Below are 14,285 nucleotides of genomic sequence, written 5' to 3'. Positions count from 1 at the left end.
TCATCTGAACCGTCAGAAGAACGAGTTGTCCCCAAGTCATGCAAATGACCGGGGGCAGCTCTTTTTTAGTCACGCTTGTAATTAGCGGTATCCAAGCGCTTTCGTTGACTATGAACTTCATTTAAGGCATTATTAGTAGTATATAAATCAAGCATAAGTATCAGCATTTGCATAATTTGATTCCACAGGCTAACGGGTACAATACCTAGACGAATAAAACCATTTCGATCTAAGTATTGCTAGAAATGAAGTTGCTCTTTGGGGGTTATGCAGAATGCTCAAATGACAGGAGGTGCTTTAGATCATGCTGTCGACAGAACAGATTATTACTACCATGTCCTCGCAGGGGCTCCGCATTACGGATCAGCGGAAGACACTGGCCCGGTTATTTGCCGAATCCCCTGGGTATTTGACACCCAAGGACGTCTATGAATATATGGGTAAGACTTACAGCGGACTGAGTTTTGACACGGTGTACCGGAATTTGCGTGTCATGCAAGAATTGGGTGTGCTGGAGCAGGTCATCTTTGAAGATGGGGTGAAGTTCAGAGCACATTGCAGCGAGGATCACCATCACCACCATATGATTTGTTTGAAATGCCAAAAGACATATCCAATCGTTTTTTGCCCAATGCAGCTTGCAGATGCGCCTGAGCAATTCCAGGTTGTCGATCATAAATTTGAAGTTTTCGGGTACTGTAAGGACTGTGCTGAACATGTGCCAGCCAAAGTGTCATCTGGTCATCAGCACACTCACGGGAAGCACTGACGATGAAGTTATCCCGCAGACTGGTTCAGGCTCCCATTCGGGTGTATCGTAGCTATATCTCTCCTTTGAAGCCGCCGACATGTCGTTTCTATCCTACTTGTTCGGCTTACGCGATGGAGGCGATTGAGGTGCACGGTGCGTTCAAAGGATCACTGCTTGCGGCAAAGCGTATTGCGAAATGCCATCCATTTCATCCAGGCGGAGTGGATCTGGTGCCGCCCAAGGCTGAAAAGACTGTGATGGTATCGGATTAACAATCCAATGGTCGATTTTACCGGTTTGAGTTGAATCAAGATTACTGTCCACTTGACAAAGGAGGCAGTATTTCAGTATATTTTTGGTATGTATATCTGATCCAAAAGTTTGGTTTTCAGTAGTTCTATATGATTTCCAGTGAAGGGATAAGTACAGACACACCCCCAGTGCAGAGAGCCGGATGAGCTGAGAACCGGTCTGGGAGGAGGATGGAATATGGTCCCGGAGGAACCTCTTTCGAGCGTGCAGACGTTGATTAGAACGGCTGTCGTAAGGCCGAGGCGTGATCCAGCGTTAATGGGCGGTCGAAGGACCGGCAGAGCCTGTGGTTTGTGAAAAGCACGGGGAATTTGGGTGGTAACACGTGAGAGCAACTCTCGTCCCATACAGGGACGGGAGTTTTTTGTGTTCTTTTTTAGGCAAATGCAATGAAAAAGCACGACTATATGAAGGAGGAGAAGTCATCTATGGCTGATCAAAAAACATTTTATCTGACAACACCGATTTATTATCCGAGTGACAAACTGCATATCGGGCACGCTTACACGACTGTAGCGGGTGACGCTATGGTTCGTTACAAACGTCTGCGTGGCTATGCAGTTCGTTATTTAACAGGAACCGATGAACACGGACAGAAGATTGAACGCAAGGCACAGGAGAAAGGACAGTCACCGCAGGCTTTTGTAGACGACATCGTGGTTGGCATCAAGGAACTGTGGAACAAACTGGATATTTCCAATGACGACTTCATTCGTACGACGGAGGAGCGCCACAAAACAGTGGTACAGGATATCTTTGACCGTTTGCTGAAACAAGGGGATATCTACAAGGGTGAGTACGAAGGTTGGTACAGTATCCCGGATGAGACGTATTACACGGAAACCCAACTGGTTGATGTGGAGAAGAATGACAAAGGCGAAATTATCTCGGCCAAAAGTCCGGATAGCGGACATCCGGTTGAGCTGGTAAAAGAAGAATCCTACTTCTTCCGGATGAGCAAGTATGCGGATCGTTTGCTGAGATATTATGAAGAGAATCCGGGTTTTATTCAGCCGGAGTCCCGCAAAAATGAAATGATCAACAACTTCATCAAGCCAGGTTTGGAAGATTTGGCCGTATCCCGGACAACTTTCGAATGGGGTGTCAAAGTTAAAGGCGATCCCAAACACGTTGTATACGTATGGATTGATGCGTTGTCCAACTACATTACAGCTCTGGGCTATGGTTCATCCGACGAATCGCTTTACAACAAATTCTGGCCTGCGGACGTGCATCTGGTAGGGAAAGAAATTGTTCGTTTCCATACGATTTACTGGCCGATTATGCTGATGGCATTGGACCTACCTTTACCGAAGAAAGTATTCGCACACGGTTGGCTGTTGATGAAAGACGGCAAAATGTCAAAATCAAAAGGCAATGTCGTTGATCCGGTAACTCTGATTGACCGTTATGGTCTGGATGCACTGCGTTATTACCTGCTGCGTGAAGTTCCATTTGGTTCAGATGGTACATTTACTCCAGAAAGCTTTGTAGAACGTGTGAACTCCGACCTGGCCAATGACCTTGGAAACCTGTTGAACCGTACGGTAGCCATGGTGGACAAATATTTCGAAGGCAAAGCGCCTGAGTTTACTTCTGGTGTGACCGAATTTGATGCATCTCTTGAAGAAGCGGGTCTTGCTGCTGTGGAGAAAGTGGAGCAGGCTATGGAAAACTTGCAATTTTCCGTAGCGTTGACAGCGATCAGTCAGTTTGTTAGCCGCAGTAACAAATACATTGACGAGACTCAGCCTTGGGCTCTGGCTCGTGATGAAGCAAAACGCAATGAATTGGCATCGGTAATGTCGCATCTGATTGAAAGCTTGCGGATTGCTTCTATCCTCTTGCAGCCGTTCCTGACACGTGCTCCGCGCAAGATTTGGGAACAACTCGGCATTCAGGAAGGTGAACTGACGGCTTGGGATACAGCGAAGCAATGGGGTGTTATTCCAACTGGCAACGCATTGCAGAAGGGTGACCCGATCTTCCCACGTCTGGACTCTGAACAGGAGATTGCTTATATTGCTGAAGCGATGACTGGAGGCAAAAAAGCTGAAGCGCAGCCTGAGGCAGCTCAAGCTGATGCTGGAGGCTCTTCTGAAGCCGCTCAACCCGTCACAGCACCAGAAGGTAAAGAAGAGATCAGTATTGACGATTTCGCCAAAGTGGAACTGCGTGTCGCTCAAGTAATTGCTTGTGAACCGGTCAAGAAAGCCGATAAATTGCTGAAGTTGCAGTTGGATCTTGGCTATGAGCAACGTCAGGTTGTATCGGGAATCGCGAAGTTTTATTCACCTGAAGATATGGTTGGACGCAAAGTCATCTGTGTGACGAACCTCAAACCTGTGAAATTGCGCGGTGAACTGTCCCAGGGCATGATCCTGGCCGCATCTCATGGCGACCAGCTTACTCTGGCAACGGTACCGGATAATATGCCTAATGGTGCACAAGTAAAATAATACTTTGAGGGTGCAACAAGGTTTTGATTTATATAGTTGTAATAGAAGGTGGCTCGATGAGAATCGGGTCACTTTTTATTTTGGGATGAAATCAGATCTGATAGGAAGAAAACAAGCATATACTGTTATGAACTCCGTGCTCAAGGAAAGAATGGATAGGACAGAGCGGCTTGACAAGTTCGAGCAGGTTACCTATAATTCTTTCAGTAATGTTTACGATTAAGAGATGCGGAGTGAATACTAGTGAAACTTTATTATGGAAGAAATCTAGACCAGTTAAAACGGACTCTAGTGACAGGTAGAAGAATGCATATGAAATTGTTGCTCAGCGGTCTGCTTGTTCTTAGTTTGCTCATATTGTCGGCATGCGGTCAGAATAATTCGGATAGTGCCAAGCTGGTGGAAGGTAAAGTGAATGTGATCACGAGCTTCTATCCTGTCTATGCGTTTACTTCCACTATTGGCGGGGAAGATGCAAATGTCATTAATTTGCTGCCCACAGGTGTTGAACCACATGACTGGACGCCGAAGAGCCAAGATATTGTGAATACATCCAAAGCCGAGTTGTTTCTATACAATGGTGCAGGTCTAGAAGGATGGGTCCCCAACTTCCTGAAGTCACTGAATAGCGATACCAAGGTGAAGTCAGTTGCAGTAAGTGAAGGGGTTACTCTATTGACTGCTGAAGGTGATGATGGACACGGTCATGGTGAAGAACAGGTGGATGAACATAGCGACGAACATGCTGATGAAGCTAATGCAGAGGACATCGCAGACCATCATGTGGACCCTCATACGTGGGTAAGTCCAAAATCGGCAATGGTAATGGCTGAAAATATCAAAAACAGCCTGGTTGAAGTAGACCCTGCACATAAAGAAGGATATGAACAACGTTACGAAGAGCTGCGGACCAAGCTGGAAACACTGGATCAGCACTTTACGGATGAATTGTCTAAAGTACCCAACAAGGAAATTGTCGTATCACACCAAGCCTTTGGGTACCTTGCACGTGACTATGGGTTGACCCAGCATGCCATTATGGGACTTTCTCCCGATGCGGAGCCTACAGGACAAGATATTGTGAAGTTGGCCAAGTTGGTGAAGGATGAAGGGATTAAATACATTTTCTTCGAAGAGTTGGTATCTGACAAACTGGCGAAAACTCTTGCCAATGAAGCGGGTGTAGAGACCATGGTCCTGAATCCGGTAGAAGGTTTAACCAAAGAACAGGCTACCAACGGGGATGATTATTTCACTCTGATGGAGAAAAATTTGCAAAATCTGCTGATCGCATTAAAATAAGATAGACTGAAGGATTCGATTGCAATCCTTATATATAATGAAGGGCGGCTTTGCCATGCAGCAAATCATGCCATTGTGTCATGATCCAATCATAGAGATCGAGAAACTATCATTTTCCTACGGTGACCAGCGAGTAATTGAAAATCTCGATTTTATGGTCCAGGAAAGGGATTTTGTCGGAATTATCGGTTCAAACGGGGCGGGCAAAACGACATTGCTGCGGATGTTGGTTGGACTTTTGCCTCCAGCCGAGGGAGATATCAAGCTATTCGGACAGTCGATCCGCCGATTTAAGGATTGGGAACGGATTGGTTATGTTCCGCAAAAAAATGCGTTTAACCCATTGTTTCCTGCGACGGTAAGGGAAGTTGTGATGTCTGGCTTGTACAACAATAAGAATATGTTTCGCCGAATGTCGCGTAAATGTCAGCAGCAGTGCACAGATGCTATGCAGGTGATGCGGATTGAGGATTTGGCGAACAAACGGATTGGACAACTGTCAGGCGGACAGCAACAGCGTGTGTTTTTGGCACGGGCGCTTATTAATCACCCTGACCTCTTGATTCTGGATGAACCGACGGTGGGTATCGACGCTGAATCCCAGGCCAGTTTTTTCGAATTGATTACCCATATGCATGAACACCACCGGATGACATTCCTGATGGTATCACATGATATGGACCGGATGGAGAGTTATCTCGGTTCCAAAGCAGCGGTGACAAACGGAAAGATACATTTCCATGTCCGTCATTCCCATGAGGTGGAAGACTGCGCCGAGACTAATTTGCAGCATACCACCACCCAGGTACGTTAGACGCGAGTACGCAACCAGATTAGAGCAAGGCCGAAGGAGTCGTGTGTGTTTTGGAAATTTTAATGAGTGATTTTTTTCAGCGGGCGCTTGCGGGGGGATTGTTAATCGGCATCACCGCACCGTTGATCGGATTGTTTCTGGTGCTGCGGCGTTTATCCATGATCGGGGATACCCTGTCTCATGTGACTATAGCCGGGGTTGCACTCGGATTCCTGATTGAAGTGTATCCGATTGCGGTGGGGCTTATTTTCGCCGTGCTCGCATCCTTTGCGATCGAGAAACTGCGCAAGGCGTACAAAAGTTATGCCGAGTTATCGATCGCGATTATCATGTCCGGTGGGGTAGCGCTGGCTTCATTGTTCTTCACGCTGGGCAAAGGTTATAATACAGATGTTATGAGTTATCTGTTCGGCAGTATTTATACACTTGACTCCACAGATTTGAAGCTGGTCGGTGTGGTTACGTTGATCGTGGTCATCGTTGTAGCACTGTTACATAAGGAGTTTTTCCTGCTCAGCTTTGAAGAGGATGCCGCAGCGGTAACCGGATTGCCTGTGAAATTGCTTAACATGCTGATTACCGTGATGACAGCCCTTGTCATTAGTACGGCGATCAAAATCGTGGGTGCATTGCTGGTATCCGCACTGCTGACCATTCCGGTAGCTGTAAGCTTGCTGATGGCACGAAGTTTCAAATCGGCGATTATATTGTCCGTAGTCATTGGCGAAATTGCCGTGGTCATTGGGCTGGTTGTGGCCGGGATCTGGAACCTTGCACCAGGAGCAACAATTGTACTTTTGCTTATCATGATGCTGATTCTAACGATGATTGGAAAAAAAGGGTTCCGAGCCTGAGTCTGAACGAGAGCAAGTGAGCCCCCAGGGAAGGGAGATATCCGCTTCATGCCTGATGTTAATGTGTGGCTGGCTTTTGTAGCAGGATTAGCTTCGTTTATATCGCCATGCTGTCTACCGCTGTATCCATCGTATCTTTCCTACATTACGGGGATGACGGTACAACGGTTGAAGGATGAGCGCAATCAGCGTGAAGTTCGCTTCAAGACATTGACTCATACGCTGGCGTTTATTATGGGCTTCTCAGCTGTGTTTTATTCGCTCGGACTGGGAGCCGGATTGTTTGGCCAATTTTTCAATGATAACCGAGATCTCATTCGTCAATTATCCGCGATCTTAATCATGTTAATGGGTTTATTTTTGCTTGGTTTGTTCAAACCTCAGTTTCTAATGAAAGAGCGCAAAATGGATATGAAATGGAAACCAGCGGGGTACTTAGGCTCATTTATTTTTGGCATTGGTTTCTCGGCAGGATGGTCGCCTTGTATTGGGCCGATATTGACTGCTATCATCGCGATGGCTGCGAGCGAACCAACAACCTGGTTGGCTTTAATTACGGGTTACACGGCTGGATTTGCGTTACCGTTCTTCATTTTGGCCTTTTTCATCGGTTCTACACGCTGGATCTTGCGTTATTCCAATATCATGATGAAAGCTGGAGGCGCATTAATGTTGTTCCTCGGAGTGTTGTTGTTCACGGATCAGATGACGAAAATTACGATTTGGCTACAGCAAATTACACCAGACTGGATGATTATCTAGCACAGAGTAACGACGATTTTTATTTTACTCAAGGGTTATTTTAAATAAGAACAAAGCAGGCTACATGGAAACCAGAATGATTCTGGGCTCATGTAACCTGCTTTTTTAATCAATGGCTCTTTAATATTAGGTATCAGCTCTACGCTTAAGTGAAGTAATCAATGTTGGCCAGTGGGAAATGTTCAAAAATGCGTTCAGTAATAAACTCGCGCAGGGCATCCTGCTGATCATCTTTATACACATATTTGTACTGGCCCCAGCGGCCCCATTTCATTTTCCGTTTTTCGATATCCATCTCCAGTTTGGTTTTGGGGTATCGCTTCTCAATGGTGGCTTTTGCCGTTTTGGTAAAACGGTGCTGGATCATCTCAAAAGTTAGATCCTTGGTTGCTTCTTCGGGAAGTGTATCGGCAAGTTTTTGTAAAAGCTCGCTATATCCTTCTTCCCAGCCGTCGTACCACATAATTGGGGCAATAATGAATCCGAGCGGATATCCGGCATGAGCAATTTTGCCTGCGGCTTCAATTCGCTCTTCAAATCGTGAGGTGGCTGGCTCAAAATTTTTGATCACATAATCCGAATTCACACTGAAACGGATTCGAGTGTGTCCGTTATGCTTGATGTTTAATAAAGGATCAACATGATGATATTTGGTTACAAAGCGAAGTCGCCCGTGTTCCTCATCCGCCATAAAACGAATTAGGTCACCGAGATTTCCTGTAATATGCTCCAAACCTACGGGATCAGATGTACAGGCTGCTTCAAAACGAGTAAGTTCAGGTGCACGTTCCTCAATGTATCCCTTGGCAGCCTCAATGATTTCTTCGGTGTTTACATAGACACGGACATAGGGCTTGGCCCCAAGTGTCGTTTGAAGATAACAATAATGACAGTGGCCCATACAACCTGTGGAGATGGGAATGGCATATTCCGCCGAAGGCTTCGATTGGTCAAACTTGAGTGTTTTACGCACGCCGACGACAAGGGTGCGCTTGGCCATTCGGTATTTTTCCTGTTCCGTTTCACCAGGGAGATTGGTAATTCGATTATGGGATGTCGTCATCTGATATGGGATATCTCTAGAGGTAACCCATTCCATAATTCGTTTACCTTTCTCATATTCCAGCGCACCGGGTTCAAAATACACCAAATCGGGAATAAAGGGTTTAGTGCCTTTTGCTTTGCGAACGGGTGGCTGCGCTACACTTGTACTCACGAAATCACTCCTTTCAATACGGAACCTGCTTAGTTTGCCTCGTTTAGAGATAAGTCACCCTTGCCAATACTTGCGTGACGGTGAAGGAATTCAAGCCCCGAGAAGTGTTTTATGGACTGTAAATAGTGAATGAATTGTGCAGGACTTGCCAATGCGTATTGATAACATGTATCATTATAAGATAGTGACCAGGCAAGAATATTGCAGGTCAGAGAGAAGAGAGGGAAGCAGATGCCAACGCCCAGTATGGAAGATTATTTGGAGCGTATATACAAATTAATTGATGAAAAGGGCTATGCTCGTGTGTCTGATATAGCTGAAGGTTTGGAAGTACATCCTTCATCGGTGACGAAGATGATCCAAAAGCTGGACAAAGACGAGTACCTGATCTATGAGAAGTACCGCGGGCTGGTGCTTACGCCAAAAGGTAAAAAGATGGGCAAACGGTTGATGGAGCGCCATCATCTGCTTGAACAATTTTTGACGACGATAGGTGTTCAAGAAGAAAATATTTACCAGGATGTTGAAGGGATAGAACACCATTTGAGCTGGGATTCCATTACCTGCATCGAATCTTTGGTTGAATATTTCCGCCAGGATGAGACTCGACTGCGTGATCTCAAAAGTATTCAGGATGTCATGAGCAATACAGAATCTTAAGTTTTTAAGCCAGACTTAACTGAAAAATTACAATGAATATCCATTCAAAATCAGAGGATGCACCTGCCGCTAAAACGGTAGGGAGCGTCCTTTTGCATTTTTCTGACCAAAATTTGGCGATTATTCGCAACTTAACAATCATTAGGAGCGTCTATTAAACTAGCAGAATTTGCCGCGAATTTATAATTATTTTGGAGGATTGCACTGATGAAGCTTCGTAAAGGATTAATCCTGCTGCTCATTTTTGTTCTGGGTTTACAAACGTCAGGACTGACGGCGCAGGCAGCTAGTCAAAAGGAAATTGTTATTTATTTGGATGGACAGCGTTTGGAGTCTGATGTTTCACCTTACATTTTGCCCAAAGTAAATGTAACGATGGTTCCCTTGCGTGTTATTAGTGAAGGACTGGGTGCATCTGTGCTTTGGTCACAGGCTACCCGCACAGTTACGATCAAGAAATCCGATTCAGTCATTACGATGACGAGTGGACGCCAGCAGGCAACGGTGGATAGTGCTGTGGTTGATCTTGATGCATCGGTAGAACTGAAGCAAGGCCGCGTTATGGTACCGATTCGATTCGTCAGTGAGAACTTGGGAATTCAGGTCACCTGGAACCAGTCTGAGCAGACGATTAATCTGGCCACAGGCAATGCTCCCAATCCTATTCCAGTGACACCAGCAGAGCCTGGAGGCACGGGAACTACGCCAAACACAGATGAGATGCGAGGAGCCTGGATCTCGACTGTAAACGGAGACTGGCCTTCATCTAGTGCCAAAGGAAATGTAGAAAAACAAAAGTTGGAGTTCATTCAGCAGCTTGATACGTTGAAGGATATGGGGATCAATGCCGTATTTGTTCAAGTACGAGCCAATGGGGATGCGATCTATCCATCAGGTCTTGTGCCGTGGAATAGTGTACTGACAGGCACACAGGGGAAAGATCCTGGGTATGATCCACTTGCATTTATGATCGAGGAAGCTCATAAACGTGGCCTTGAGTTCCATGCTTGGTTCAACCCGTTCCGGGCTACCAACTCGGCAACGACAACTGGGCTTGCTGCCAATCATGTATCCAAGCTTCACCCGGACTGGATTGTTAACGCATCAGGCAAGCTGTATATTAATCCAGGCATACCGGAAGCGAGACAGCATATTATTGATTCCATCATGGAAGTGGTTAACCAGTATGATGTTGATGGCGTACATTTGGATGATTATTTCTATCCTTCCAATGTAACGTTTAATGATGATGCGGCTTTCAAAGCATACAACACATTGAATACGAGTGACCGCGCAGAATGGCGCCGGGACAATATCAATCAATTCGTCAAGCAGCTCGGAGAGAGCATTCACAAGGTGAAAGCTGGCGTTGAATACGGCATTAGCCCATTTGGTGTATGGCGTAACAAATCGGTTGATATGACAGGTTCTGATACAAAAGCCGGAGTAACCGCTTATGATAGCATGAATGCGGATGTGCGGACTTGGATCAAGCAGGAGTGGATTGACTATGTTGCACCCCAAGTGTACTGGAGCATGACACTAAGTGCTGCCAGATATGACAAGGTGGTTGACTGGTGGGCCAATGAAGTGGCAAATACCGATGTGAAATTGTATATTGGTCACTCTCCTTATAAGCTTGGTACACCAGAAATCGGGTGGCAGACATCCCAAGAAATCATTGATCAGCTTATATATAATGAGAAATATGATACGGTGAAAGGGGATATTTTCTTCAGCTCACAGTACCTGACGAAAAACCCGCTCGGCTTAATCGCCAAATTAAAAGCCTATTATGGACTGTAAAACATTTTAACGTAATATGACCAACCCCTGTTCTCATACAGTGGCAGTAGTAGCATGGACTGCCTGGAGAACGGGGGTTTTATTGTGTTGATTAACGGAGTATTTGAAGGTGGCGGCGTAAAGGGAATTTCACTTGCTGGCGCCGTAAAGGGTGCAGAGGATCACGGTGTTGAGTTCAATCGCGTAGCGGGCACGTCATCGGGTTCCATCGTTGCTGCTTTGCTGGCGGCTGGGTATTCGGCGGAAGAGATGAAAGGCATTATCGAGAATACGCCGTTTGCTTCGTTGCTGCGACGTTCTCCCATATTTGATACGAAGTGGATCGGACCCGCAGCGAGGCTATTCTTGAAGAAAGGACTATATTCTGGGGAAGCGCTGGAATGCTGGATTCGGGATATGCTGAAAAAAAAGGGGGTTAGGACGTTTGCTGATCTGCCTCCAGGTAAATTGCTAATCATTGCATCCGACATTTCCAATGGCACCATTTTGGTGCTTCCAGACGATATCAAACGATTCGGGATTGATCCTTCGAAACTGGAAGTAGCCAAGGCCGTACGCATGAGCTGCAGTATCCCCTATTTCTTCGACCCCGTTGCCATTCGCAGATCCCCGATTCTATCCAAAGGTTTACGTTTTGCGGACCAGTTTGTTTACATCGTGGATGGCGCATTACTGAGCAATTTTCCGCTCTGGCTGTTTGATGGAGAGCGTACAGAACGTGGAGGAGACATCATCCCTGTAGTCGGTTTTAAGATGGTTGGCAAAACCGAAGGAGAGCCAGCTAGAATCAGAGGGCCTCTAAGTATGCTTCAGGCATTGGTTGAAACGATGCTTACTGCTCATGATGAGCGATATATCGAACAGGTTAATCGATTCCGTACTGTAAAAATTCCTACCCTTGGAATTAAACCGACTGAATTTCACCTTTCTGTACAAGACAGTACAGCTTTATATCAATCTGGTGTTACCGCTGGTACTGAATTTTTCAGTGGGTGGAATACCAAGATATATGGTGAACAGCTGGACAAACAGAGAAGAGAGCTTAGAAAGAAACAGACGGAGATATCACCGCTGACTCCTGTATAAAAATGAAAAAGCAATTCTCCGCATGTTTGGAGAATTGCTTTTCTGTGTGTTTCGTCTGTATTAGCGTTTTAATGATACTTGGGAACGTCTTCATCACTTTTACCCTTTTGTCCCTGAATGACTTGGAAAGGATAATCCTTGCGTTTTTTGGAAGCACCGCTACTTTTTCGGGCACCAGACTGTGCATTAACTTTAGCCATGGTTTTAGCCGAGGGTTTAATCTTTGGTGATGATGTCTTGCGTGCCCAACGGCGGGGCGGATATTTATAGAGCAGGAACACAACTCCGAACACGACGAGGGGGATGATAATTTGGGATATACCTCCACTTCCCAGCCTAGCCAAGATTCCAATAGCAGCGAGTGCGATGAACGTCCAAAATATGATTGCCTGCTTCTTCATATCATTCACCCTTTCACAGGATCAAGTGTTGCAACAGGAACTTCCGACGTGGCCGAAACGTTTGCGAGTTTGGCATCCAATTCACGCATACGGTTAAACGAAGCGATGGATACTTCTACCTGTTCATTCGTTGGCTCTTTGGTTGTCAGCAATTGCAGCCACAGCCCCGGATATCCGAGATAACGAAGTACAGGGATGTCACGTACCGAGTTGGTCATCTTCAACAATTCGAATGAAATACCGAGTACTACTGGCAACAACAGCAACCGCTGTCCCATACGTTCCCAAAGGTTATCGTATGTGAAGAGCGAGTACAAAAATATGCCGATAATGACAGTTAACATAATAAAACTGCTTCCGCAACGATAATGCAGACGGCTATACTTCTGCACATTCTCTGGTGTAAGCTCTTCTCCGGCTTCATGAGCACTAATGACTTTATGTTCAGCACCATGGTATTGGAACAGACGTTTAATCATTGGTGTCTGAGAAATCAGCCACAGATAGGCAAGCAACAGAATCAGCTTAATTCCGCCTTCCAGTAAATTATGCAAAAACTGATTGTCGAATGCATTTTTAAATAGAAAATTTTCAATGACAACCGGCAACAATGTAAGCACAATTTTACCAAAGAGGAACGAAAGAATAGCTACTGCAGTAACGCCGATAATCATGCTAAGGCTCCAACCTGAGCCTTCTTTTTCTTTTTGCTTTGCTTTTTCTTCAGGTTCCAGTTCATCATCAGCATATGCGTCAGCAGAATAATTGAGATGTTTGCTTCCTTTGACGCTCGAATCTATAATGCTGACAATCCCGCGCAGTAGTGGAATCCGCCGCAATTTCATGACCCAGGACTTGTCTTGCTTGGGAACTTCCAGATACGTAATTTCGCCGTCTTTTCTTCGCACAGCTGTAACGTTGACATGTTTACCGCCAAACATTACGCCCTCAATGACAGCTTGCCCCCCGTAGCTGACAGGCTTGGATTGTTGAGGCAAATTATTCACCTTCCTATTCTGTTCTAGGCCTTCATGGTCGAAGGCAGTTTTATAACCCTATTGTATCGAATTTTGAGAGCAATTTCTAGTTTACGAGTCGATACAGGGTCGATGTTGTTAACTTTGTCCTGATTTGTACATACTACCCGGTAGAGTTAGGACGAAAATGGAGATTTATTCACAGTTTTGCAAACTGAACGTGAAGGAGAATATCGATGACAGAGCACACGAGCGAACAAACATCCCATAAGGAAAATCAGCGTGCTGACAAAGGAGAGCAAAAGGACCGGGGTAGACGTCCTACCCAGCGTCAAGGGCAGGCACATTATTTCACCAAGCCCTTCCCTTTTGCAGTGGAGCTAGGTTTTTTCGCAGGTTTTATCTGGGGAGGTTTGCATTGGTTATTCTATCTGCTTCATTTTACGACTGTGCCACTGGGATTTTTGGCTGAACCGTTTTTCAAGCACAATTTTATCTATACTGCAGCAGGGCATTTGACTGGGTGGCTGTTTTTTATTGTCTTTTCCGTTCTCACCTCTCTGATTTACACGTTCACTTTGAAAAAATGGAAAGGGCCGCTTCCAGGCATGGGTTACGGAATTTTTTGGTGGCTCATTATCTTTGTTCTGGTAGGTCCCAAACTGGATATGGTGAAGCCCTTAAACCGGTTAACCTGGGATTCAATCATTACAGAATTTTGTTTCTTTTTGTTATGGGGACTGTTTATTGGCTACACCGTAGCCATGGAGTTCACGGATGAACGAAAACGTGAGCCAGAGCAAGCGGGAGCATAGCCGCAAAAAAGCTTCTCAATCCGGCAATAGCTGTGTTAAAATAGCAGATGGTTATTTGCAGAAAGGGTGG

14 protein-coding genes are annotated in these 14,285 nt (G+C 45.6%); 11 read left to right on the top strand and 3 right to left on the bottom strand.

Annotation, left to right across the window (positions count from 1 at the left end; genetic code table 11):
* The first annotated feature begins 304 nt into the window (after positions 1 to 304).
* From CS562_RS21915 to CS562_RS21885, 7 genes are all read left to right on the top strand, one after another.
* The gene (locus CS562_RS21915; protein WP_063565677.1) at positions 305 to 769 is read left to right on the top strand and encodes a Fur family transcriptional regulator; all 465 of its coding nucleotides are present in this window, start codon (positions 305 to 307) and stop codon (positions 767 to 769) included.
* A 2-nt stretch (positions 770 to 771) separates the two neighbouring features.
* A complete protein-coding gene (gene yidD / locus CS562_RS21910) occupies positions 772 to 1,023 on the top strand; it encodes a membrane protein insertion efficiency factor YidD (protein ID WP_076291858.1) in 252 nt (83 codons plus the stop codon).
* Between the two features lie 429 nt (positions 1,024 to 1,452).
* Positions 1,453 to 3,522: a methionine--tRNA ligase gene (metG, locus tag CS562_RS21905; RefSeq protein WP_257219577.1), complete on the top strand. Its 2,070-nt coding sequence runs from the start codon at positions 1,453 to 1,455 to the stop codon at positions 3,520 to 3,522.
* Positions 3,523 to 3,834: 312 nt separating this feature from the next.
* Complete coding sequence (locus tag CS562_RS21900; RefSeq protein WP_256716936.1) at positions 3,835 to 4,824, top strand: metal ABC transporter solute-binding protein, Zn/Mn family; 990 nt, start codon at positions 3,835 to 3,837, stop codon at positions 4,822 to 4,824.
* A 55-nt stretch (positions 4,825 to 4,879) separates the two neighbouring features.
* Positions 4,880 to 5,638 carry a metal ABC transporter ATP-binding protein gene (locus CS562_RS21895; RefSeq protein ID WP_076291860.1) on the top strand — a complete coding sequence of 253 codons (759 nt, stop codon included), beginning with the start codon at positions 4,880 to 4,882 and terminating at the stop codon, positions 5,636 to 5,638.
* Between the two features lie 50 nt (positions 5,639 to 5,688).
* On the top strand, positions 5,689 to 6,492 hold the full coding sequence (locus tag CS562_RS21890) for a metal ABC transporter permease (RefSeq protein ID WP_024631018.1): 804 nt from the start codon (positions 5,689 to 5,691) through the stop codon (positions 6,490 to 6,492).
* Between the two features lie 48 nt (positions 6,493 to 6,540).
* Complete coding sequence (locus CS562_RS21885) at positions 6,541 to 7,254, top strand: cytochrome c biogenesis CcdA family protein (protein WP_099858211.1); 714 nt, start codon at positions 6,541 to 6,543, stop codon at positions 7,252 to 7,254.
* A gap of 145 nt (positions 7,255 to 7,399) precedes the next feature.
* Here CS562_RS21885 and splB read toward each other — a convergent pair whose 3' ends face one another.
* Positions 7,400 to 8,470 (bottom strand): spore photoproduct lyase, encoded by a 1,071-nt coding sequence (gene splB / locus CS562_RS21880; RefSeq protein WP_076291862.1) that lies wholly within the window; start codon positions 8,468 to 8,470, stop codon positions 7,400 to 7,402.
* Between the two features lie 231 nt (positions 8,471 to 8,701).
* Here splB and mntR point away from each other — a divergent pair, with 231 nt between their 5' ends.
* From mntR to CS562_RS21865, 3 genes are all read left to right on the top strand, one after another.
* Positions 8,702 to 9,130, top strand: coding sequence for a transcriptional regulator MntR (gene mntR / locus CS562_RS21875; protein WP_076291863.1), 429 nt, complete (start codon positions 8,702 to 8,704; stop codon positions 9,128 to 9,130).
* Positions 9,131 to 9,337: 207 nt separating this feature from the next.
* Positions 9,338 to 10,936: a family 10 glycosylhydrolase gene (locus CS562_RS21870; RefSeq protein ID WP_099858210.1), complete on the top strand. Its 1,599-nt coding sequence runs from the start codon at positions 9,338 to 9,340 to the stop codon at positions 10,934 to 10,936.
* Between the two features lie 84 nt (positions 10,937 to 11,020).
* The gene (locus CS562_RS21865) at positions 11,021 to 12,022 is read left to right on the top strand and encodes a patatin-like phospholipase family protein (protein ID WP_099858209.1); all 1,002 of its coding nucleotides are present in this window, start codon (positions 11,021 to 11,023) and stop codon (positions 12,020 to 12,022) included.
* Between the two features lie 68 nt (positions 12,023 to 12,090).
* On the opposite strand, the gene CS562_RS21860 is transcribed toward CS562_RS21865, so the two are convergent.
* Entirely contained in the window at positions 12,091 to 12,423 is a 333-nt protein-coding gene (locus tag CS562_RS21860) for a hypothetical protein (RefSeq protein ID WP_076291866.1), read from the bottom strand.
* A gap of 5 nt (positions 12,424 to 12,428) precedes the next feature.
* The gene (locus CS562_RS21855) at positions 12,429 to 13,421 is read right to left on the bottom strand and encodes a DUF1385 domain-containing protein (protein ID WP_063565687.1); all 993 of its coding nucleotides are present in this window, start codon (positions 13,419 to 13,421) and stop codon (positions 12,429 to 12,431) included.
* Positions 13,422 to 13,636: 215 nt separating this feature from the next.
* On the opposite strand from CS562_RS21855, the gene CS562_RS21850 reads away from it, so the two are divergent.
* Positions 13,637 to 14,215, top strand: coding sequence for a YqhR family membrane protein (locus tag CS562_RS21850; protein ID WP_076291867.1), 579 nt, complete (start codon positions 13,637 to 13,639; stop codon positions 14,213 to 14,215).
* Positions 14,216 to 14,285: the final 70 nt, after the last annotated feature.

The organism is Paenibacillus sp. LK1 (assembly GCF_002750415.1).
GTDB lineage: Bacteria > Bacillota > Bacilli > Paenibacillales > Paenibacillaceae > Paenibacillus > Paenibacillus taichungensis.
The sequence above is the reverse complement of the archived record's forward strand: the minus strand, read 5'-3'. Positions and strand labels throughout refer to the sequence as shown.